This is a genomic window from Aeromonas tecta (assembly GCF_000820185.1).
Lineage (GTDB): Bacteria > Pseudomonadota > Gammaproteobacteria > Enterobacterales > Aeromonadaceae > Aeromonas > Aeromonas tecta.
Map to the genome: position 1 here is coordinate 457853 of NZ_CDCA01000036.1, position 21509 is coordinate 479361.

Sequence of the window (21509 nt, forward strand, 5' to 3'; positions counted from 1 at the left end):
TGCAGCGACACGGCCCGCCCTCTTCACCGTGGCATCATTGCATCAGCGTCAAACCTCCAGGATCTGGCGCAGCCGCTCCTGGGCGACGCCCACCAGCAGGTCGGGTTGGAACTTGGAGATAAAGCGATCGCAGCCGACCTTCTTGACCATGGCCTCGTTGAAGTTGCCGCTCAGCGAGGTGTTGAGGGTGATGAAGAGATTGGCCATGCGCGGATCGCTGCGCACCTCGTGGGTCAGCCGGTAGCCGTCCATCTCCGGCATCTCGGCGTCGGTGATCATCAGCATGATCTCGTCGGTCACCGTCTTGCCCGCATCGCACCAGCCCTTGAGCAGATTGAGCGCCTGCAGGCCATCCTGACACTCGATCACCTCGAGCCCGAGCTGGGCCAGGGTCTCACGCACCTGGTTGCGCGCCGTGCTGGAGTCATCGACGATGAGCACCTTGCGGCCGTGCATCTGGGGCAGGATCTCCGTGTCCAGCACCTCGGCCGAGATGCGGATGTCATAGGTGATGATCTCGGCCAGCACCTTCTCCACATCAATGATTTCGACGATCTGATCCGCTCCCCCTTCCGGAACCCGGGTGATGGCGGTCAGGTAGTTGGAACGGCCGGCGGAGCGCGGCGGCGGCAGTATGTCCTTCCAGGTCATGTTGACGATATGGGCCACCTGCCCGACCAGAAAGCCCTGAATGGTGCGGTTGTACTCGGTGATGATGAGGTTGGATTCGCTGTCGACCGCCATGGGCCTCATGCCGATGGCACCGCGCAAGTTGATCACCGGAATGGACACCCCACGGATGTTCGCCACCCCGCTGATGTTGTGGTGAGATCCCGGCATCTTGTTGAGGCGAGGCAGTTTCACCACCTCCCGTACCTTGAACACGTTGATCGCAAACAGCTGCTGGGAGCCCAGGCGGAACATCAGCAACTCCAGACGATTTTCCCCCACCAACTGGGTACGTTGATCCACTGAATCCAATATGCTCGCCATATAAAGCCCTTACGTCCGTTTCCCGAGTGTCGCCACAGTATAGAGGCGCCAACATGCCAACACGACCCGCATCCCCCCAGAGTCGGAGCAACACCAGTCTCTATAGAAATAATGAAAAGGGGCGGTAAAAGATAGGCTCTTGACCACAGGTCGTGATCCTCACCCCATAGCCGCGTCACCGAGGCGGGAACGGGATAGCCATCCGTCCGACAACAGGGTTATCGACCAGAGGGGGGCAATGCTGAACAGCGGATGTGTCAGACAGCCGCTAAATCTTGCGGGTTGGATGACGCCCATAAAAAAACCGGCCGCAATGCGGCCGGTCCAAAAATACAGTAGGCAGTCAGGGAATGACTTAGAAATTGTACTGCAGTGCTACCGCAACGATGTCGTCGGTAGACTTGCCCAGGCTGTTCATGTTGGTAGAACCAACTTCGTCCAGCAGGTTGATTTTGTAATCAACGTAGGCGTTGAAGTTGTCGGTGAAGTTGTACCAGGCACCTACAGAGACGTACTCGGTAGCGGTATCGTCGATACCGTGAGCGCTGTCTTTCACGTCAGTACGCAGGTAAGCCAGGGAAGGCTTGAACTTCGGCGTGATGTTGTACTGTACGACGGCTTCGTAACCATCCATCTTCTCGGCATAACCGCGCATGGAGCCGGTATCTACGAAGAGGTGATCTTCACCGTGGGAGTAGGTAGCAGCCATGTACAGGTTGCCGGTGGTGTACTTGGCACCCACACCGAACAGCTTGGCATCGTTGTCGCCACCGAAGCTCACGTTTTCGGCTTGCTCGTCGGTCTTGCCAGCTTGGTTATAGGCGGCACCCAGGCTCAGACCCATATCGAAGTCATAGTTGGCAGACAGGGCATAACCCTCGGAGGAGCCTTTCGGGTTCCAGTCACCGTTGACGCCAGCACGGTCGCTACGGCTTTCGTTTTGCGGGTCGTTGTTACCGGTGAACTGGGCGCCCAGGGTCAGACCCTGCCAGTTGTAGATGTACTGGGCCAGAGCGTTGGTACGACCGGTACCGAACACGTCAGTGTCCTTACCCAGGCCGTCACCACCCCACTCAGGCAGGACGTCGGTGTAGTTGTTCACGGCTTTGGTGAACAGACCGTCTTGACGACCGTAGCTGAAGGCACCGAAGCGATCATGCTTGATACCGGCGTAAGCGTAACGCAGCTCGTCGTTGTCAGAACCGGACACCGGCAGGTTGTACTCTGCGAAACCGAATGCGGTGGTTTCGTTGTCAATCTTGGTCTCGCCTGCAACGTGCAGACGCAGGTAGCTGGCATCGCCTTCGCTGGCGTCGTCATCGGTACCGTAGTACATGCCGTTGACACGGCCGCCGATGTCCAGTTTGGAGCCATTCTGATCGTAAACAGTTGCAGCTTGTGCACCACCTGCCAGCAGCAGGCTGGAGATGGCCATAGTCAATGCTGTCTTTTTCATTGTTAGTTCCTCTGGTGTAAACACTATCTATCAGACCTGTGCTCGGTCGTTATGATCGGGTTTATGTTCCGATGACCTAGGGTAGATCCGGAAACCTTGACTGGAACTGAAGCGGGGGGCGATTAATTCGAGAATGCCACTTGAGGCTGTATTTTAGCGACATAAAATGTCGCCAAGATTGACGATTGTCGATATTTAAATCTTATAAATTGATTTTTATCGAACTAAACGTGAGGTGGGAAATGCTAAGGTAGGTATTTATATCGGCGATAATAGCATCCCGGTGGCGACAAAAACATCTCCTTCGCCACCCATCAGGCCTTCGCCTCCTGCGAATGGACACTCAGGCTGGCGTCCAGGTTTGCATGACGCGCAGCAGATCCGTCCAGCTGACGATACCGACCAAGGCGCCGTTTTCCAGCACCGGCAGGCAGGAGACATGCCGCGCCAGCATCATGCTGGCCGCCTCTTGCAGCGACAGCTCGGGGGAGATGGTGACGAGCTGACGGCTCATGATCTGATGAGCGCGCCGGTTGAGGGTTTCGGTGTCTCGGTTCATCTCGGCGTCCGTGTCGAGATAAGGGCTGAGAGCCCGCAGCAGATCCCGGTCCGAGATGACACCGACCAGTGCCTCCTCCTCGATCACCAGCAGGTGACGAAAGTGGGCCTGCTCGAAGATCTCCTTGATGACGTTGAGTCTGTCATCCATGGAAACCGTCGCGATCCGGGTCGTCATGATCTCTTTAATCAGCATGGCAGCCTCCTGCTCCCTGACAGATGTCTCTGTTATGGCACGTTTTTCTGTCCGCAGCCAGCCGACTCCCCTCGCCTTCCAGTGCAAATTCGAGCCGTTTCACGTAAAATCCGCGCCAGTTTCCCCCTTCATTTGAGCCAAGCAGACCCAATCCATGATAGTTGCCAGTCAAATCGAACTGATCCGCGGCGGCCGCACGCTGCTGGACAACGCCTCCTGCACCATACATCCCGGCCACAAGGTGGGTCTGGTGGGCAAGAACGGCTGTGGCAAGTCCACCTTCTTTGCGCTGGTGCGGGGCGAGCTGGCCATCGACAACGGCAGCTTCAGCCTGCCCGCCGGCTGGCAGATTGCCGGCGTCGCCCAGGAGACCCCGGCGCTGGATTGCTCCGCCCTCGACTATGTGATCGACGGCGACAAGGAGTTCCGCATCCTGGAGGCCCAGCTCGCGAAGGCCGAGCAGGATGACAACGGCTTGTTGGTTGCCGAACTGCACGGCAAGCTCGACACCATAGGCGCCTACAGCATCCGCGCCCGCGCCGCCGAGTTGCTGCACGGCCTTGGCTTTGGCGGCGATCAGCTGGCCTCGCCGGTGCGCAGCTTCTCCGGTGGCTGGCGCATGCGCCTCAACCTCGCCCAGGCACTGCTCTGCCGCTCCGACCTGTTGCTCTTGGATGAACCGACCAACCACCTGGACTTGGACGCCGTCATCTGGCTGGAGAAGTGGCTCAAGGGCTATCAGGGCACGCTGGTGCTTATTTCTCACGACCGCGACTTCCTCGACTCTGTCATCAATCGCATCATCCATATCGAGAACGGCAAGCTCAACGAATACACCGGCGGCTACTCCGACTTCGAACTGCAGCGGGCCGAGCAGCTCGCCCAGCAGCAATCCATGTACGAGAAGCAGCAGCGGGAGATGTCCCACATGCAGGACTATGTGGACCGCTTCCGCTACAAGGCCTCCAAGGCCCGCCAGGCCCAGAGTCGCCTCAAGGCCATGGAGCGGATGGAGAAGATCCTACCGGCCCACGCCGATTCCGAGTTCAGCTTCGAGTTTCGCGAGCCGTCGGCCCTGCCGACTCCGCTCATCGCCATGGAAAATCTCAGCGCCGGTTATGGCGACAAGGTGATCCTGGAGAAGATCAAACTCAACCTGGTGCCCGGTTCGCGCATCGGCCTGCTGGGGCGCAACGGCGCCGGCAAGTCCACCTTCATCAAAATGCTCTCCGGCAGCAACCCGCCGCTGTCGGGCAAGCTGGAGGTGAGCGCCGGCGTCAGCATCGGTTACTTCGCCCAGCACCAGCTCGAGACCCTGCGCCTCGATGACACCCCGCTCGATCACCTGGCCCGCCTCGCACCAGACAAGACCGAGCAGGAGCTGCGCAACTACCTCGGCAGCTTTGGCTTCCACGGTGACAAGGCGCTGGACAAGGTGGCTCCGTTTTCGGGCGGCGAGAAGGCGCGGCTGGTTCTGGCCCTGGTTACCTGGCAAAAGCCGAACCTGCTGCTGCTCGATGAACCGACCAACCATCTGGACTTGGAGATGCGCCACGCCCTGACCATGGCGCTGCAAGGCTTCGAGGGCGCCATGGTGGTGGTCTCTCACGACCGTCACCTGCTGCGCACCACCACAGATGACTTCTATCTGGTGCACGGTGGCCGGGTAGAGCCGTTTGACGGCGATCTGGACGACTACCACAAATGGCTCGGTGAGCAGGAAAAAGAGGCCAACGCCAAGCCAAGCGACGGCCCGGCCTCTGCCAACTCGGCGGTGGCCCGCAAGGATCAGAAGCGCCGCGAGGCGGAGTTCCGGCAAGCGACCCGGCCGCTGCGCCAGAAGCTCGAGAAGCTCGAGGCCAGCATGACGAAGCTGCAACTCAAGCTCGGGGCGGTCGAGGAGCAGCTTGCGGATCCCGCCATCTACGAAGAAGGCGCCAAGAACAAGCTCTCCGAGCTGCTCAAATCCCAGGGCCCGATAAAGGAAGAGCTGGAAGAGGTCGAGCTGGAGTGGATGAGTCTTTCCGAGGAGCTGGAAACTCAGGAGCAGGCCTTCTTTGCGTGACGAGCTATCAATGACGAGCGATCGGGTGGCCAGCCATGAGCTGCCCACTCCGCTCGATTTCTGGCGCTGGAGCGGTGAGTGCTATGGCGAGCGCAGCCAGGACTGGCTCGAGGTGCAGAGCCTGGGTGGCAACGTCAATCTGGCCCTGCTGCTGCATCGGCTGGATCAGGACGGCATCCCGGTCAGCCTCATCGACTTGCAACCGGCCCTGGTCCAGACCGAGGCGGTGCTGCTTCCCTGGCGTACCTTGCGCCAGCACGCCAAAGCGCGGCTGGATGAGCGCGAGTACCAGAGCATGCTGGCCCACGAACTGGAGCTGGAGCGGCTGCAGCAGGGGGTCTTGCTGCAGACCCTGCGCGGCCTCACCCTGTGCCGGGGCAAGAGCCACAATTTGTCGAACTATCTATCGTTACTGGGGGCCCAGCAGGGCCCCCTCAGAGACCTAATATGCTGAGTTATCGCCACGCCTTTCACGCCGGCAACCATGCCGACGTACTGAAACACACCGTTCAGGCCCTGATCATCGAATCCCTCAAGAAGAAGGAAAAACCCTTCATCGTGCTGGATACCCATGCCGGCGGCGGTCTCTACGACCTGCGCGGTGACTGGTCCCAGAAGAAGGCGGAATATGCCGACGGTATCGGCCGGCTGTGGGACGAGCGCGCCGACTGGGCTGTCATGGCGCCCTATCTCGGCGTCATCGAAGAGATGAACCCCGGTCAAGAAGGAAACGGTGGTGAGCTGCACTATTACCCCGGCTCCCCCGAGCTGTCGCGTCGGCTGCTGCGCGAGCACGACAAGCTGGCGCTGATGGAGCTGCACAACAACGAGGTGGACGATCTGCGTGCCAACATGGGCTATGACCCCCGTGTCGCCGTGCACCATCGCGATGGTTTCGAGGGGCTGGTGGCTCTGCTGCCGCCGACCCCGCGCCGCGGTCTTGTGCTGATCGATCCGCCCTATGAACTCAAGGAAGACTACTTTGCGGTGGTCGATACTCTCAAAAAAGCCTCGAAGCGCTGGGCCACCGGCATCTATGCGCTCTGGTATCCGATCTTGGGCCAAGAGGCAGACAAGTCCCGCGACATGCTCAAAGCTATCAAGCGGGAGAACTTCGGCGACGTGCTGGTAGCCGAGCTGGAAGTGGCCGGCCAGACCGCAGATTGGGGCATGAACGGCTCCGGTATGCTGATCGTCAGCCCCCCCTGGATGCTGGCCGAACAGATCGAGGCTTTCTTGAAGCCCCTGTGCGCCAAGCTGGCCCAGGGCGCCGGCGCCCAATACAGGGTGGAATGGCTGAATCAGGCCGAAGCCTGAGTCCCGCCTCCCACACAGCAAAAAGCCCCGAAGAGGGGCTTTTTTGTTGGTATCACGGGCTCTGCTCTCTGGCAAAGAGAGGATCACGCCCGCCACACATGATAGGTTTTATCTATGACAATCATAAATGAGAATTATTTTCATTTGGTGTGATTGTTAGGCATACTCTTCTCATCACCAGAGGGAGCCACCATCATGAAAAAGACCATCAGCTTCGCCATCCTGCACTTCATCGTGGCCTTTACCGTGGCTTACCTGCTGACCGGCGAACTGCTCACCGCCAGTCTGATCGCCCTGATAGAGCCCGCCGTCAACACGGTCGCCTTCTATTTCCATGACCTTGGCTGGCGCACGTTCAAACCGAACCACAGCCTGCACAGCTTCGCCCTTGTGCATTTCAGCGTGGCCTTTGCCGTCGCCTTCCTGTTGAGCGGCGAGCTGCTCACCGGCGGCGTGATGGCACTGATTGAACCCGCCATCAACACCGTCGTCTTCTTCTTCCATGAAAAGCTGTGGCGCGCCCGTCAGCGCCTGGCGCTGGCCTGATGACAGGCACTGTCGCCATCCCATTCGGCCCCTTTATAAAGACTTAGCCAAGGTAGGGTTTCTATGTTCTAGTGCCTCATCACAACCCGATGGAATCTGGACATGGACAAACGACTGCTGGCCCCACTGCTGCTCCTCCCTCTCTCCCTGCCGGCCCTGGCCGGCACAGCCCCCTCCTTCGACTGCGCCAAGGCCCACAGCAGCGCCGAGCAGCTGATCTGCAAGGACGCCGCGCTAGCCACGCTGGATAACGAGCTAGCCGCCCTCTATCCAAAGGCGATCGCCAACTTCTCTGCCGAGCAGGCGAAGACAGAGAAGGCGATGCAGCGCGGCTGGATCAAGGGCCGCAACGAATGCTGGAAGGATGCGGATCCCGGCAAGTGCATCGAATCTAGCTACCAAATGCGCATCACCGAGCTGCAGGTCAAGGGAGGCCAGCTGGTGGTGCCCTCCCCCGTGCTCTACCAGTGCGGCAAAGATCTGGCCCTCACCGCCTACTTCTACAACGACGGCAAGCTGCCCGCCGCCGTCATCAACCTGGGCGTCGATCAGCAGGTGTTGGCCTATGGCGTCCCCACCGGCAGCGGCGCCCGCTACGAGGGGCAGAACCTCAGCCTCTGGACCAAGGGTAAAGAGGCCCAACTCGAGCGTTACGGCGAGCCGGCCCTCTCCTGCCTGCAATCTGGCAAAGGCAGCAACGAATAAGCCTTTCCATCCGCTTGTGAAATGAAAAAGCCCCGCAGTGCGGGGCTTTTTGTTATCCAAGATGGCCGACTCAGTTCACGGCGATCGGGTCGTTCATGTTGCCTGGCGGCGGAGTCTGGAACTCGCGCTCGGCCTCGTTGAAGCGATCCAGCATGGCCTTGGACGGTGCCTTGTCCAGCAGGCTGAACACCACAATCGCCAGCCCGGAGAACAGGAAGCCCGGGATGATTTCATAGAGCCCCAGCCAGCCGAACTGCTTCCAGACGATGACGGTCAGGGCACCGACCAGCATGCCGGCCAGGGCGCCGTTGCGGGTCATGCGTGACCAGAGCACGGAGAGCAGTACCACGGGGCCGAAGGCGGCACCGAAGCCGGCCCAAGCGTAGCTTACCAGCCCCAGCACCCGGTTCTCCGGGTTCACGGCCACGGCGATGGCAATCAGGGAGATGACCAGCACCATGGCGCGACCGACCCACACCAGCTCTTTCTGGGAGGCATTCTTGCGCAGGAACGGCTTGTAGAGATCCTCGGTGATGGCGCTGGAGCAGACCAGCAGCTGACAGCTCAAGGTACTCATCACTGCCGCCAGGATGGCGGAGAGCAGCACACCGGCAATCCAGGGGTTGAACAGGATCTTGGACAGCTCGATGAAGACCCGCTCCGGGTTACCGGTCACGCCGGCGGCCTGCTCGGTGAAGGTGCTGAAGTAAGCCAGGCCGAAGAAACCGATGGCCACGGCGCCGCCGAGGCAAAGCACCATCCAGGTCATGCTGATGCGACGGGCGCTGGCCATGGAGTGATGGGAGTCCGCCGCCATGAAGCGCGCCAGGATGTGCGGCTGACCGAAGTAGCCAAGGCCCCAGGCCATCAGCGAGATGATGGCGATGAAGTCCAGGTTCTTGAACATGTCGAGGTTGCTGGCGTTCTGCGCCGCCACCTGCACCATGGCGGTGTCGATGCCGCCGACAGCGATGATGACGAACACCGGGGTCAGGATCAGGGCGAAGATCATCAGGGTGGCCTGCACCGTATCGGTCCAGCTCACCGCGAGGAAGCCACCGAAGAAGGTGTAGCTGATGGTAGCGGCCGCACCGACCCAGAGGGCGGTGTTGTAATCCATGCCGAAGGTGCTCTCGAACAGGCGGGCGCCAGCCACCACACCGGAGGCGCAGTAGATGGTGAAGAACAGCAGGATAACCAAGGCGGAGAGGATGCGCAGCACCCGGCTCTTGTCCTCGAAGCGATAGGTGAAGTAATCCGGCAGGGTCAAGGCGTTGCGGTTCTTCTCGGTGTGAACCCGCAGCCGACCGGCGACCCAGCGCCAGTTGAAGTAGGCCCCGAGGGTGAGGCCGATGGCAATCCAGCTCTCGGAGATACCGCCGATGAAGACGGCGCCCGGCAGGCCCATCAACAACCAGCCACTCATGTCGGAGGCGCCGGCGGAGAGGGCGGTAACCCAGCTCCCCATGCGGCGGCCGCCGAGAATGTAATCGTCAAAGTTGCGGGTGGCGCGATAGGCGACAAAACCTATCAGCACCATGCCCAGGATATACACCAGGAAGGTGATAAGCATTGGGGTGCTAGCTGTCATTCAAAACTCCGTTATGTGACGTGTGTACCCGTTCTGACGACGGGCTCTTCCTTAAAAACCGGCCTAGAGTAATCAGCAGATCCCATAAGCTCAACTGTTTTTAACAAATAAAAAACACAATGAAACCGTTTGCTAACTAATTAAGTAACTACTCAAAGATGAAATAGCCAAATATTATGCCACGACAGCAACGACTTATCCTGACCCTCCCCTTGCTCGTTGACATAAAAAAGCCCCGGCCGGAGCCGGGGCTTTTTTTACAGATTGAGAGATCAGCGATTGATGGCGATCGGCATGCCGCTGCGCTGCTCCAAGGCCTGCTTGACCAGCTGGGAGTCGCTGTCGGCATGGGCGATGAAGCGGGTCACCGCCGGGCTCATGGACAAAGGCGCCGGCAGGCTGGAGTTGAACTCCTCCTCACTGCGGGACAACGGCTGGTGCACTTCCAGGTAACGGCTGCCATCCGGCTCGACCGAGGCCTTGATCGGCTGGTTGATGAACTGGACGCGAGTACCGACCGGGACCTGCTTGAACAGATACTCGATGTCGTCGTTACGCAGGCGCACGCAGCCGTGGCTCACCCGCAGGCCGATGCCGAACTGGGCATTGGTACCGTGGATGGCGTACATCTTGCCGATGTAGAGCGCGAACAGCCCCATGGGGTTGTCCGGGCCGGCCGGCCAGACCGCAGGCAGGGTCTCACCACGAGCCGCATATTCGGCGTGCATCTTGGCAGTCGGGGTCCAGGTCGGGCCCGCCTTCTTGCGCTGCACACTGGTCACCCAGTTTTCCGGGGTGTCGGTGCCGAGCTGGCCGATGCCGATCGGCAACACTTGCACCACGTTTTTACCCTTGGGGTAGTAGTAGAGGCGCATCTCGGCCACGTTCAGCACAATGCCCTCGCGCGGGGCATCCGGCAGGATCAGCTGGTGCGGCACGATCAGCTTCTCACCGGCCTGCAGCAGCAGGGGATCCGCCTTGGGGTTCGCTTCCAGCATGTTGGTCAACCCCAACTGGAACTTGGCGGCGACCGCTTCCAGCGGCTGACCCGCCTCTTCTGCCGGCACCACGTACTCCGTGTTCTCACCCACCAGACGGCTGTTGGCCGCAGGCAGGGCATATTCGACAGCAAGCGCAGGCATGGCGGTCAGGATCAGGCTGCAGCACAGTGCAGCCGCAGTGTTGTGGAGGAGCTTCATAACTTTCCTGTGATGAATGGGGTGATTCAAGGCTCTGGGCCCGAGCGGGAACGAGGTCCCGTCCCGGGGCCAAGAGAAGGCGGCCATTTTTCTCCTCTGCGGATAAAAATTCAACCGGCAAATGGGGCGACAGGCACAAGGATATTAAGCCCCGACCTATCGCCGCCAGCCTTAGCCGTTGCTGACCGTCTCTCTTTGCCAGGCACGCATGTCATAACCTGTTGGAGATTGATGCAAACGCAGATGAAACTGCCCAATAATGGCGAATATATGGTCGAAAATATCGGCCTGTATCCCCTCATAATCGGCCCAGGCGGTGGTCGCCGTGAAGCAATAAATCTCTAGCGGCACCCCCTCGCTGGTCGGCGCCAGCTGGCGCACCATCAGCGTCATGTCCTTGCGAATGTTGGCGTTGGCCCGCAGGTAGGCATCCAGATAGGCGCGCAGGGTCCCCAGATTGGTGAGGTGGCGACCATTGATGGGACAATGGAGCGCATCGCTGAGCTGCTGGTTGTAGGCACTCAGCTCCTGCTGCTTGCGGCTGAGATAAGGGGCAAGCAGTTGCGCCTGCTGGAGCTCGCGCTGCTCATCCGCGGTCAGGAAGCGCACGCTGGTCATGTCGATGTTGACGCTGCGCTTGATGCGGCGGCCGCCGGACTCCGTCATCCCCTGCCAGTTCTTGAACGAATCGGAGATCAGCGCATAGGTGGGGATGGTGGTGATGGTCTTGTCCCAGTTCGACACCTTGACCGTGGTGAGACCGATGTCGATCACCTCGCCGTCGGCGCCGTACTTGTCCATCTGCAGCCAGTCACCGACGCTCAGCATGCGGTTGGCGGAGAGCTGGATCCCGGCCACCAGGCCGAGGATGGGATCCTTGAACACCAACATCAGCACCGCGGTCATGGCACCCAAACCGCTGAACAAGAACAGCGGCGACTTGCCAAGCAGCAGGGCGATCATCAGGATGCCGACCAGGATGCTGCCGACCAGCTTCACCCCCTGGAAGATGCCGCGCAGGGGCATATCCCGCCACAGCCGGGTGTGACGACTCAGGGAGAGCAGGCAGTCGAGCAGGGCGAACAGGGCGAGCAGCAGGAACAGCAGGATCCAGAGCTGGGCCACCATCTCGATCAGCAGCAGGCTGTCGGAGTTGCGAGGCAGCCAGATCTCGGCCTGACCGAGCAGCACGGCGCCCTGCAGCACAAAGGCGAGTCGATAGAACAAGCGTTGCTGCAACTGGGGGGGTAGCCACATCTGCTTGGTCTTGCCAAGCAGCCCCACCAGTCGTACCAGCAGCACCCGGTGCAGCACCAGGTGCAGCACCAGCGCGGTAAGAACGATGAAGCCCAGGGCGATCACCAGGGCCATCAGGCTGGTTACCTCCACGCCCATGCCTGCCAGCCAGTGAAAAAAGCTCTCTTTCATCCTTACCTCCGCTACGTGAAACAACCGTCAGGGTACGTATCTGGTCCTGCATGTCAAATGACAAACCCATCAACCGGCGCCGGAAACGACAACGCCCGGCATGGGCCGGGCGTTGTGATCAGCAAGGTGGCCTTAGCCGACCAGGCTCAGGGCATCGCGGGCGATGACCAGCTCCTCGTTGGTCGGCATCACCAGCGCCAGACGGCTGTCGGCGGTGGTGATGGGGCCTTCGCCACCCAGCACGGCGGCGTTGTTGGCTTCTTTATCGATCTTGAAGCCCAGCAAGGCCAGACGGGCCAGCACCATCTCGCGCACCATGGCGGCGTTCTCGCCTATGCCACCGGTGAACACCAGGGCATCGAGGCGACCATCCATGGCGGCAGCATAGGCACCGACGTACTTGGCCACCCGGTAGGTGAACACATCGAGGGCACGCTTGGCACCGGCGTCGGTGGCGTAGTTGGTGGTGACGTAGCGGCAGTCACTGCTCACTTCCGTCATGCCCAGCAGACCGGACTCCCGGGTCAGGGTCTGGTTGATCTTGTCAACGCTGTAACCCAGGTTGTCGTGCATGAAGAACACGATGGCGGGATCGATGTCGCCACTGCGGGTCCCCATCGCCAGCCCTTCCAGCGGGGTCAGCCCCATGGAGGTATCGACCGACTCGCCGTTCTTGATGGCGCAGACGGAGGCACCGTTGCCTAGGTGGCAGTTGATGATGTTCAGCTCAGCCAGCGGCTTGCCCAGTGCCTTGGCGGTCTCTTCCGCGATGAAGCGGTGCGAGGTGCCGTGGGCGCCGTAACGACGGATAGCGTGCTCTTCATAGAGCTTGTAGGGCAGCGCGTAGAGGTAGGCCTCTTGCGGCAGGGTCTGGTGGAAGGCGGTGTCGAACACGGCCACGTTCTTCTCGGCCAGGGCCGGGAACACCTTGAGGGCGGCGCGGATGCCGATGAGGTGAGCCGGGTTGTGCAGGGGCGCGAACGGGATGGCGGCTTCGATGCCGGCGATCACGCCATCATCGATGCGCACCGAGCGGGAGAACTGCTCGCCGCCGTGCACGATGCGGTGGCCGATGGCAACCAGCTGCTCGGCAAGAGACGGATCCTGGGGCAGGATCTGACCCACGATGTGATCGAGAGCGGCCTGGTGAGCGGCACCCGCCCCCAGCATGGCTTCACCCTTGACCCCGTGGAGTTTCCATTTGATACGGGCATCATCCAGATTGAAACATTCGGCCAGGCCGGACAGCTTGTCCTCACCCGTTTCGGCGTCCATTACGGCAAATTTCAGGGAAGAGCTACCGCAGTTAAGGATCAATACCAACTTGCTCATGTTCTACGTCTTCCTGTGCTTCGGCGTTACGCCGACAGTGTCGTGTCATCCAACATGGATGGGATTCCCCTGCCGGGGGCTTATGGTCGCAGGAAAGTGCGCCCAATTTTTCAATTCGTCCGGTGCGGGCCCCAAGGGCGCCGTGCACTCACCGCGTCTTCAACGCGGGACAAGCCGCCGTTCATCCGAAACGGCCTTGTCGTGGGCGAGGCCTTGGCCCCGCACTGCTGACGGCTACAGGCCTGCCAGCAGCTCTTTGTGGACCTTGACCACCAACTTCTTCACCTTGGCGGGGGTGGTCAGGGTACAGAGAGGGCGATGCAGTTCTCCCGGCCAGAAGATGGCAAAATCGCCGGGCTGCAACGCCAGATAACTGGTCTGTTCGTCATCGACGAACCAGAGATCGGGATGGGGATGATCGGCGCCGTCATTGCCGTAGGCATGGGGCCCGACACCTATCCACTCCTCACCCGAGAGCAGCAGCTGGATATCCAGATACTGCTCGTGAAACTCGCCGCGGCGCGCGGCGACCGGCTCGGTCAGCTCTTCACTCACCAGACAAAACAGCCGCATGCCATCGATCTCGCGCTTGCCGAGCGGCGCATCTAGCCAGTGGGCCACATCCTTCACCACCTCGGCCACGATGCGGGCCAGCGGGGCGGGCAAGGGAGTGCGTTGCAAGGTATCCAGATTGCCGGTGATCATCAGATGCGCATCCTTAGGTTTATTCGCTGTCTATCTTTGTCTGCCAATGAAAAAGGACCCGTCAAAGGTCCTTGTCTAGCGCCGTCTGCAATCCATGCAGACCAAGAGGAGTATGGATCATCTGATTAGCGCCGGCTCACTGTTGCACAGTCGCCCATTCCTTGCCAAGAGATACCCGCTCACTCACCAGATGATCGTACCAGCTGAAACAATATTATTCACTAGCCAATTGCCGCCGACTTTGACCAGACGCAAAAACGGGAGCATCTGCTCCCGTTTTTTTCTTTCAACCGGCTTCATTCAAACCTTGTTGGCGTTCTCAACCGGCTTGGCATACATGGCACGCCAGATGGCCTTGTGCTCAGCTGGCACCTCCGACTGACGAGTCAGGAAGGCGGTCTGCTCGATGGTGCTGGCCTTACCTGGCACATCAGCGGCCAGATAGTTACCGGGGAAGAGGCGGTAGCTGCTCCAGATGGCCTTGTCGATCAACGCGGCCAGTTCATCCGGATCGCTGAAGCCCTCGGTGATGGGGGCACCAAAGGAGACATGTACCCGCCCCTTCTGGCCGATGATACCGGCGACGATGCTCTCGATATCCTCGAACTCGCCCTTCTCGTAGCTGCCGTTGACGGATTTTTCGTACAGCTCGCGCGCCTTGGCCTTGTCGGTGGGATCCACCTCGTAGCTGATGCTGACCGGCACTATGTTGAGGCTGCGCATGTAGTCGACGAACTCGATCTTCTGCTTCTTGCCGTCCACGTAGAACATCTTGAGGATGGCCGGATCCGTCTTGTCGTCACCGTTCTTGGCGCGCCCTTCCTTCTGGGCGATCCAGATGGAGTGACCCTCGTGTACCGACTGGCCGATGTAGGCCGACAGCTCGCCGAGCATCTTCATCATCTCCCGCGGCCCCTTGGCGGAGCGCTTGACGATGAAACTCTTGTTGAGCTTCATCAGCTCGGTGGCGCAGGGTTTGCGCAGCAGGTTGTCACCGATGGCGATGCGCACCGTATCGAACCCGTGGGTGTGCAGCCCCCAGTTGACGAAGGCGGGATCCATGGCGATGTCTCTGTGGTTGGAGACAAACAGATAGCCCTGCTCTTTCTTCAGGTGCTCGAGGCCGGAGAAGGTCACGCCCTGGGTGGAGGTGGCGATCATGCGCGCCATGTAGCGGGTCACCCCCAGCTGCACCTGGCGCACCGTGGTGACCTTGGCCCACTTGCGGCGCAGGAACTGGCGGATCAGCGGGCGTATGGCCCAGCCGAGCCAGCTCATCAGGGAGCCGAACCGGTATTTGGCGATGGCGCCGATAAACTCATCATCCTGGATCAGCCGTTCGATGGCTGCCGGCACTTCGTCATCGCGATAGGGGCGAATGTCCGCGAATCTATCTACTTCTGTCACAATGTCTGCCTTGCATGTATGGAGTCGCGGTCAGCTGCTGCTGACCGGGAAAATTCAGGGCGCAATTTTACACGCTTTTCGGATCAGGGGTATGAGATGCGCACCGATAGCGCAATCTTATCGCGAAAAGGCCGCCCCAATCACATCTGGTGTGACCAGATGAGCCCGCCTCTCAATCTGAGACGGCCGGATTGGGAGGCGCAGTGAGAATAGGATCCTCCCAGCGGCCGTTGAAGATAGTCCCTGGCTCGGCCCTCTCGCTCGACGCCGAGGCGCTAGAGCAGGGTGCCGCTGAGCTGATTTGGCTAACCGCCATATGGTTCGCCATGGTGCAGCAATCCCGGTTCAGACCGTCGGGTTGATCAGCGCGGTGAGAATATGATCCTCCCAGCGGCCGTTGATCATCAAATAGTCCCGGGCCCGGCCCTCTCGCTCGAAGCCGAGCCGCTCGAGCAGGGCGCCGCTGCGGTGATTCTCCGGCATGTAACTCGCCATGATGCGGTGCAGGCCTTGCTCGCGGAACAGATAGTCGATACCGGCACCAACCACTTCCTGCATCAGCCCCTGCCCTTCATATTCCTTGTCGATGGCATAGCCAAGATGGCACGCCTTGAACATGCCCATCACGATATGGGTGAAGTTGCAGGTGGCGAGCACTCGCTCACCGCGCGGGTCGAGCGCCACAAGTTGCACGGCGCTGCCGTCGAAGAACTGGCTGTAGCCGTCCCGCAGTCGCTGGCGCCAGTGATCCAGGGTATAGAAGCTCTCATCCCGCACCGGCTCCCAGGCTCGCAGGTGCTCGCGGTTGCGCAGGTAGAAATCCAGCATGAGGCAGGCCCGCTCCGGGGTCAGCACGGTCAGCCGGGTGCGGGCCGTGGTAATGACGGGCAGTGTCATCAGCTCTCCCTCTGGCGCAGCCACTCTTCTCGCAACAGGCCATAGTGGACGTGATCCACCACCCGATCCGCCAATCGCTCCGCTCGCCGGATAATCCCCTCCTGGGTCATGCCGAGCCGTTCACACACCGCCCGGCTTGCGTCGTTCTCGGTGGCGGCGCTGATCTCCACCTTCTCCATCCCCATCTCCTCGAAGGCATGGTGGATCATCGCCTGACAGGCCCGGGTGATGATGCCGTTGCCCTGCCAGCGCTCCGCCAGCCAGTAGCCGATGGTGACCTTGGCGAGCGCCGTATCGATCTGGTTGTAGCCGATGACGCCGACCACCTCCCCCTGATACTCGATGGCGGTAGTCAGCCCCTCGCCCCGGGCAAACTTCTCGATGGCATGGCGGATAAAGGTGGCGCTGTCGGCCGGTTGCTGGATATAGGGTACCCAGGGCAGCCACTGGGTCAGGTAGTCGCGATTGCGCTGACACAGACCAAACAGCTCGCTGGCCATGTCGGGTTGCAAGAACAGGAGCGCCAGCTCGTCATCCAGTTGCCATGAAAACATCCATCCACCTCCCATTGTGACCGAACCGGGCCACCCGTGAGCCACTGTAGTCAATCAACCCTTTGTCTGCCAAGGGCTTTCTATCGTTTTCCCAGGTCGGCAACCCCCATATGGATGTGCCCATTTGGGCACTGGTTTGGCGACATGGTCATTCTCGGACCTCTGCGGAATAAACGTCCAACCCAGCAAACAAAAGCAGTTAAAACGGATAGTAAAAGTCGATCCTGCTACCACTTCATGTCGCTCTGTCACATATGACAGGGAGTAATTTCAGGCCGGACCACTAGTGTAGGAACGCCGGGCAACGGACCCGGCGTGCACTCTTCATCGACTTAAGGAAAGACGAGATGAACAAAGTCTATTTGGCCGTGGTACTGGCCTGCTGGGGAAGCGCTGCCATGGCGGCAGAACAGGTAGAAGTGAATCAGGCTGCCGGTATTTTGGGGGCGCCGAGCGGCGCTGCCGGGGTGAGCGCACTGGCCGGTGATGGCGAGTTTCGTCAGGTCAGGGTCGTCAAGCTGCCCAATGGTCAGCAGCGGGTTCGTTATGAGCAGACCTGGCATGGCATCCCGGTCTGGGGCCAGGTCTTGGTGGCCGAGCAATCCCTCGGCGGCCAAATAAGCCAGGTCTCCGGCCAGCTCCTGCGCCAGATCGATGCCGATCTGAGCAGCCCCGCCGCCACTCTCTCCCCTGGCGATGCGGCCCTCAAGGCGCGCGCCGGTGCCAAGGGCAGCAACGAGCGGGTCAAACTGTTCGTGATGCAGGATGAGGCCGGTCAGGCCCGTCTGGTCTACCTGGTCTCCTGGCTCGCCGCCAGCGATGAGCCGAGCCGTCCCTTCGTGGTGATCGATGCCCAGAGCGGCAGCGAGCTCAAACGCTGGGAGGGGATCAACCACAAGGATGCGACCGGTCCGGGTGGCAACGTCAAGACCGGCAAATATTTCTACGGCGCCGACTTCGGCCCGCTGCTGGTGGACGACAGCTGCCGCATGAGCAGCACCAACGTGGATACCATCAACCTGAACCACGCCACCTCGGGCGGCACCGTGCACCAGTTCACCTGCCCGGAGAACACGGTCAAGGAGATCAACGGTGCCTACTCGCCGCTCAACGATGCCCACTACTTCGGCAACGTGGTGTTCGACATGTACCGCAACTGGTACAACACGGCGCCGCTGAGCTTCAAGCTGAAGATGCGGGTGCACTACAGTCGCAACTACGAGAACGCCTTCTGGGACGGCAGCCAGATGACCTTCGGCGACGGCGCCACCACCTTCTATCCGTTGGTGAGCCTGGACGTGGCCGCCCACGAGGTGAGCCACGGCTTCACCGAGCAGAACTCGGGGCTGGTCTACTCCGGTCAGTCGGGCGGCATCAACGAGGCCTTCTCCGACATGGCGGGGGAAGCGGCCGAAAACTTCATGAAGGGCAGCAACGACTGGCTGGTGGGGGCCCAGATCTTCAAGGGCAATGGCTCATTGCGCTACTTCGAGGATCCGACCCGGGATGGCAAGTCCATCGGCCATGCCAGCGATTACTATGACGGCATCGACGTGCATCACAGCTCGGGGGTCTACAACCGCGCCTTCTACCTGCTGGCCAACACCAGCGGCTGGAATACCCGCAAGGCGTTCGAGGTGTTCGTGCTGGCCAACCGTCTCTATTGGGGCGCCAACACCACCTACGATCAGGGCGCCTGCGGCGTGACCAAGGCGGCCACCGATCTGGGCTACAGCCTGACCGATGTGGCAGCCGCCTTCACCACAGTCGGCGTCAACGCTTCCTGTAGCGCCACGCCGCAGCCCGGCAGTGTGCTGCAAAACGGGGTACCTGTGACCGGGCTCGCCGCCGCCAAGGGTGGCAAGGTGAGTTACACCATTGAGGTGCCCGCCGGCAAGAGCCAACTGGTTGTCACCAGCAGTGGCGGCAGCGGGGATGCGGATCTCTACGTGAAGTTCGGCTCAGCGCCAACCAGCACCAGCTATGACTGCCGCCCTTACAAGAGTGGCAACACCGAGACCTGTACCCTGACCTCGCCCCAGGCGGGCACCTGGCATGTGCAGCTCAGCGCCTTCAGCGCCTTCTCCGGTGTGACCCTCAAAGCCAGCCATTGATGGCACATTGAATCTTCGTTAACCCTGAGCGCCGGACTTGTCCGGCGCTTTTTTTATGCCATCGGGTAAAGGCTCAGCGGCCTGCCCAGCGCTGGGCCAGGGCCCTGGCTGCCTCCAGCACCCGCTCCTTCTCCCGGTTTGGCCGCTTGCCGCTGCGCCAGGCCATCATCACATCCCAGTGATCCGGCGGCAGATCCATGACATCCAGCTGCACCAGGCGGCCAAATTCCAGATCCCGGGTGATGGCAAGCGCCGGCATCAGGGTGATGAAACCGTGCTCCAGCGCCAGCTCCCGCGCCGCACTGGCAGGTTGAATGGCATGCAGCGGACTCGCCACCTGACGCAGCAACCGTAGCTGCAGGATCAACTCGTCACAGCCGGTGCCCCACTGCTGGGGGGCCAACCGCTCGTTGGCGATGTCCTGCAGGGTCAGCCCTTGTCTGCCTGCCAGCGGATGGGTGGCGCAGGCCACGGCGATGATGGGGGAGCGATAGAGCAGTTCGAGCTGGATGCCGGCGATGGCGGGACACTTGAGGATAAAGCCGACATCGGTCTCACCGGTCAGCAGCTCCTGCATGATGATGCCGGAGTGATCCGTGTTGCAGCGGATCTCGAATGCCTCGTCCACCAGAGCCAGCAGCAACGGACCAAATACCACAGTGGTCAGCGACGGCAGACAGGATAATTTGATGCGCGGCAGGGCGGGCGCCCCCTGCATCGCCAACCGCCCCCCTTCCAGTGCACTCAGGGCTGCACTGGCGGCGGGCAGGAACTGCTCACAGGCGGGGGTGGGAGTGGCGCCACGGCGATGACGGTGAAACAGGGGCTGCCCCAGCTCCTGCTCCAACACGGCGATCCGCTGGCTGACCATGGGCTGCGACCAACCGCGGATGGCCGCCACCTTGCTGAAGCTGCCACGGTTGACCACATCCAGTAATAATTGCAAATCATCCAGCGTCATAGCCATAACAAAATCCAATATGAAATATAGCCAGTTGTCGGCTACCACTATATCTGGCCCCCTCCCAGAATAGCAGTATCAATCGTCATGAAATGGCAGATCGCCAGCGAGTCAGGGACTTACATCCGCCCTTGACTCGATTTGTTGACGGCGCCGTTCGGGCGACAGCAAAGCAGCGGATGCAATCATCGAGATAAGCAGGGGTTTGACGGTCATGGTGGAGCGGGCGAGGCGGTTGGGGCGGTGGTTCTTGGCATTGGATTCCCTCTTGGTGATCTTGGGATTCTTTGTAGTCATGCCCATGATAAGCCTGCGATTTGTGGATCAGCTCGGCTGGGCGGCCGGGGTGGTCGGGCTGGCGCTGGGCTTGCGCCAGCTGACCCAGCAGGGGCTCGGCGTGCTGGGCGGCTCTCTGGCGGATAAATTCGGGGCTCGCCCGCTCATCGTCTGCGGCATGCTGCTGCGGGCAGCCGGTTTTGCCAGCCTGGCCTATGCCCAGACCGGGCTGGATCTGATCATCTCCTGCATCATCTCGGGGCTGGGTGGCTGCCTGTTCGATCCGCCCCGCGCCGCCCTGGTGATCAAATTCACCCGCCCGCGCGAGCGGGGTCGTTACATCTCGCTGCTGATGATGCTGGAGAGTGCCGGTGCCGTGGCTGGCGCCCTGCTCGGCAGCTGGCTGCTCAACTTCGACTTTGAGTATGTCTGCCTGCTCGGGGCCGGTCTGTTTGTCTGCGCGGCGCTGTGCAACCTGCTGATCCTGCCGCCCTACAAACTCTCCCAGCGGCCGACCCCGATCCGGGCAGGGCTCGGCCAGGTACTGGCCGACAAGGCATTCTGCCGACTGGTGCTGATCTTGAGTGGCTACTACGCACTCTGGGTACAGGTGATGCTGATCTTCCCCATCCTGGTCAAACAGATGGCGGGCAGCACCACGGCGGTGGGCTGGATGTACACCCTGGAAACCGCCATCTCGCTGGCTCTGCTCTACCCGCTGGCCCGTTACGGCGAGCGCCACTTCAAGCTGGAGAGCCGGCTGATGGCGGGCGTACTGCTGATGACGGCCGGTATCGGGCTGGTGGCCTTCGCCACCACCTTGCCTGCGGTGTTCATGTTGCTGGCCTGCTTCTATCTCGGCATCGTCATCGCCGAGCCTGCGCGCGAAACCCTCATGACCAAATTGGCGCAGCCGGGCGCCCGTGGCAGCTACATGGGCTTCAGCCGGCTGGGGTTGGCGCTCGGCGGCATGACCGGCTATGTCGGCGGCGGCGCCCTGCACGATTACGCCCAGGCGCAGGGTCAGCCCTGGCTGCCTTGGCTGGTGCTGGGTACCGTCGGCATCACCACCTTCCTGCTGCTGGTGAACTGCTTCCAGCGTGACTCGCGCCTGGCCCAGGTCAATGCCTAAACAGGCCTTCGAATAACACACTCTCAGGCCTAGACGAACAAGGCGCCGGCTCACATGAGCCGGCGCCTTGTTTTTAT

General features: G+C 60.9%; 19 protein-coding genes. 7 read left to right on the top strand and 12 right to left on the bottom strand.

Annotation, left to right across the window (positions count from 1 at the left end; genetic code table 11):
* Positions 1-48: 48 nt before the first annotated feature.
* The 3 genes from BN1137_RS17135 to BN1137_RS17145 form a co-directional block, all read right to left on the bottom strand.
* Entirely contained in the window at positions 49-993 is a 945-nt protein-coding gene (locus BN1137_RS17135) for a chemotaxis protein CheV (RefSeq protein WP_050719744.1), read from the bottom strand.
* 355 nt (positions 994-1348) lie between these two features.
* Complete coding sequence (locus BN1137_RS17140; RefSeq protein WP_050719745.1) at positions 1349-2449, bottom strand: porin; 1101 nt, start codon at positions 2447-2449, stop codon at positions 1349-1351.
* A gap of 343 nt (positions 2450-2792) precedes the next feature.
* Positions 2793-3203, bottom strand: coding sequence for a CBS domain-containing protein (locus tag BN1137_RS17145; RefSeq protein WP_050719746.1), 411 nt, complete (start codon positions 3201-3203; stop codon positions 2793-2795).
* A 154-nt stretch (positions 3204-3357) separates the two neighbouring features.
* Here BN1137_RS17145 and BN1137_RS17150 point away from each other — a divergent pair, with 154 nt between their 5' ends.
* The 5 genes from BN1137_RS17150 to BN1137_RS17170 all read left to right on the top strand — a co-directional run bounded on the left by BN1137_RS17150 (position 3358) and on the right by BN1137_RS17170 (position 7836).
* A complete protein-coding gene (locus BN1137_RS17150; protein ID WP_050719747.1) occupies positions 3358-5268 on the top strand; it encodes an ABC transporter ATP-binding protein in 1911 nt (636 codons plus the stop codon).
* On the top strand, positions 5261-5722 hold the full coding sequence (locus tag BN1137_RS17155) for a DUF2390 domain-containing protein (RefSeq protein ID WP_050719748.1): 462 nt from the start codon (positions 5261-5263) through the stop codon (positions 5720-5722). The genes BN1137_RS17150 and BN1137_RS17155 overlap by 8 nt, the downstream gene beginning before the upstream one ends.
* A complete protein-coding gene (locus BN1137_RS17160) occupies positions 5716-6585 on the top strand; it encodes a 23S rRNA (adenine(2030)-N(6))-methyltransferase RlmJ (protein WP_050719749.1) in 870 nt (289 codons plus the stop codon). The genes BN1137_RS17155 and BN1137_RS17160 overlap by 7 nt, the downstream gene beginning before the upstream one ends.
* A gap of 195 nt (positions 6586-6780) precedes the next feature.
* Positions 6781-7131, top strand: a complete 351-nt coding sequence (locus BN1137_RS17165; protein WP_050719750.1) for a DUF2061 domain-containing protein — start codon at positions 6781-6783, stop codon at positions 7129-7131.
* Positions 7132-7233: 102 nt separating this feature from the next.
* The gene (locus tag BN1137_RS17170) at positions 7234-7836 is read left to right on the top strand and encodes an MliC family protein (RefSeq protein WP_050719751.1); all 603 of its coding nucleotides are present in this window, start codon (positions 7234-7236) and stop codon (positions 7834-7836) included.
* A gap of 70 nt (positions 7837-7906) precedes the next feature.
* On the opposite strand, the gene putP is transcribed toward BN1137_RS17170, so the two are convergent.
* The 8 genes from putP to BN1137_RS17210 form a co-directional block, all read right to left on the bottom strand.
* Positions 7907-9427, bottom strand: coding sequence for a sodium/proline symporter PutP (gene putP / locus BN1137_RS17175; protein ID WP_050719752.1), 1521 nt, complete (start codon positions 9425-9427; stop codon positions 7907-7909).
* 272 nt (positions 9428-9699) lie between these two features.
* The gene (locus tag BN1137_RS17180) at positions 9700-10626 is read right to left on the bottom strand and encodes a L,D-transpeptidase family protein (RefSeq protein WP_050719753.1); all 927 of its coding nucleotides are present in this window, start codon (positions 10624-10626) and stop codon (positions 9700-9702) included.
* Between the two features lie 171 nt (positions 10627-10797).
* On the bottom strand, positions 10798-12054 hold the full coding sequence (locus tag BN1137_RS17185; RefSeq protein WP_050719754.1) for a mechanosensitive ion channel family protein: 1257 nt from the start codon (positions 12052-12054) through the stop codon (positions 10798-10800).
* A gap of 132 nt (positions 12055-12186) precedes the next feature.
* A complete protein-coding gene (locus tag BN1137_RS17190; RefSeq protein WP_050719755.1) occupies positions 12187-13386 on the bottom strand; it encodes an acetate kinase in 1200 nt (399 codons plus the stop codon).
* A 234-nt stretch (positions 13387-13620) separates the two neighbouring features.
* Positions 13621-14091: a NanQ anomerase/TabA/YiaL family protein gene (locus tag BN1137_RS17195; RefSeq protein ID WP_050719756.1), complete on the bottom strand. Its 471-nt coding sequence runs from the start codon at positions 14089-14091 to the stop codon at positions 13621-13623.
* 300 nt (positions 14092-14391) lie between these two features.
* Positions 14392-15498 (bottom strand): 1-acyl-sn-glycerol-3-phosphate acyltransferase, encoded by a 1107-nt coding sequence (locus BN1137_RS17200; protein WP_050719757.1) that lies wholly within the window; start codon positions 15496-15498, stop codon positions 14392-14394.
* 345 nt (positions 15499-15843) lie between these two features.
* Positions 15844-16395 carry a ribosomal protein S5-alanine N-acetyltransferase gene (gene rimJ / locus BN1137_RS17205; protein WP_050719758.1) on the bottom strand — a complete coding sequence of 184 codons (552 nt, stop codon included), beginning with the start codon at positions 16393-16395 and terminating at the stop codon, positions 15844-15846.
* Positions 16395-16949, bottom strand: coding sequence for a GNAT family N-acetyltransferase (locus BN1137_RS17210; RefSeq protein ID WP_050719759.1), 555 nt, complete (start codon positions 16947-16949; stop codon positions 16395-16397). The genes rimJ and BN1137_RS17210 overlap by 1 nt, the downstream gene beginning before the upstream one ends.
* A gap of 347 nt (positions 16950-17296) precedes the next feature.
* Here BN1137_RS17210 and BN1137_RS17215 point away from each other — a divergent pair, with 347 nt between their 5' ends.
* The gene (locus BN1137_RS17215; RefSeq protein WP_050719760.1) at positions 17297-19063 is read left to right on the top strand and encodes a M4 family metallopeptidase; all 1767 of its coding nucleotides are present in this window, start codon (positions 17297-17299) and stop codon (positions 19061-19063) included.
* Between the two features lie 73 nt (positions 19064-19136).
* Here the strand turns inward: BN1137_RS17215 and BN1137_RS17220 are convergent, their stop codons facing one another.
* On the bottom strand, positions 19137-20030 hold the full coding sequence (locus BN1137_RS17220) for a LysR family transcriptional regulator (protein ID WP_050719761.1): 894 nt from the start codon (positions 20028-20030) through the stop codon (positions 19137-19139).
* A 208-nt stretch (positions 20031-20238) separates the two neighbouring features.
* Between BN1137_RS17220 and mdtH the strand changes: the two genes are divergently transcribed.
* A complete protein-coding gene (gene mdtH, locus BN1137_RS17225) occupies positions 20239-21432 on the top strand; it encodes a multidrug efflux MFS transporter MdtH (RefSeq protein ID WP_050719762.1) in 1194 nt (397 codons plus the stop codon).
* Positions 21433-21509: the final 77 nt, after the last annotated feature.

What these genes read in the sequence shown, in the direction of transcription:
- rimJ (WP_050719758.1), bottom strand. Translation starts at nt 16,395, where the DNA reads ATGACACTGCCCGTCATTACCACGGCCCGCACCCGGCTGACCGTGCTG.
- BN1137_RS17185 (WP_050719754.1), bottom strand. Translation starts at nt 12,054, where the DNA reads ATGAAAGAGAGCTTTTTTCACTGGCTGGCAGGCATGGGCGTGGAGGTA.
- BN1137_RS17195 (WP_050719756.1), bottom strand. Translation starts at nt 14,091, where the DNA reads ATGATCACCGGCAATCTGGATACCTTGCAACGCACTCCCTTGCCCGCC.
- BN1137_RS17165 (WP_050719750.1), top strand. Translation starts at nt 6,781, where the DNA reads ATGAAAAAGACCATCAGCTTCGCCATCCTGCACTTCATCGTGGCCTTT.
- BN1137_RS17170 (WP_050719751.1), top strand. Translation starts at nt 7,234, where the DNA reads ATGGACAAACGACTGCTGGCCCCACTGCTGCTCCTCCCTCTCTCCCTG.
- BN1137_RS17160 (WP_050719749.1), top strand. Translation starts at nt 5,716, where the DNA reads ATGCTGAGTTATCGCCACGCCTTTCACGCCGGCAACCATGCCGACGTA.
- BN1137_RS17180 (WP_050719753.1), bottom strand. Translation starts at nt 10,626, where the DNA reads ATGAAGCTCCTCCACAACACTGCGGCTGCACTGTGCTGCAGCCTGATC.
- putP (WP_050719752.1), bottom strand. Translation starts at nt 9,427, where the DNA reads ATGACAGCTAGCACCCCAATGCTTATCACCTTCCTGGTGTATATCCTG.
- BN1137_RS17215 (WP_050719760.1), top strand. Translation starts at nt 17,297, where the DNA reads ATGAACAAAGTCTATTTGGCCGTGGTACTGGCCTGCTGGGGAAGCGCT.
- mdtH (WP_050719762.1), top strand. Translation starts at nt 20,239, where the DNA reads ATGGTGGAGCGGGCGAGGCGGTTGGGGCGGTGGTTCTTGGCATTGGAT.
- BN1137_RS17210 (WP_050719759.1), bottom strand. Translation starts at nt 16,949, where the DNA reads ATGTTTTCATGGCAACTGGATGACGAGCTGGCGCTCCTGTTCTTGCAA.
- BN1137_RS17145 (WP_050719746.1), bottom strand. Translation starts at nt 3,203, where the DNA reads ATGCTGATTAAAGAGATCATGACGACCCGGATCGCGACGGTTTCCATG.
- BN1137_RS17135 (WP_050719744.1), bottom strand. Translation starts at nt 993, where the DNA reads ATGGCGAGCATATTGGATTCAGTGGATCAACGTACCCAGTTGGTGGGG.
- BN1137_RS17220 (WP_050719761.1), bottom strand. Translation starts at nt 20,030, where the DNA reads ATGGCTATGACGCTGGATGATTTGCAATTATTACTGGATGTGGTCAAC.
- BN1137_RS17150 (WP_050719747.1), top strand. Translation starts at nt 3,358, where the DNA reads ATGATAGTTGCCAGTCAAATCGAACTGATCCGCGGCGGCCGCACGCTG.
- BN1137_RS17140 (WP_050719745.1), bottom strand. Translation starts at nt 2,449, where the DNA reads ATGAAAAAGACAGCATTGACTATGGCCATCTCCAGCCTGCTGCTGGCA.
- BN1137_RS17190 (WP_050719755.1), bottom strand. Translation starts at nt 13,386, where the DNA reads ATGAGCAAGTTGGTATTGATCCTTAACTGCGGTAGCTCTTCCCTGAAA.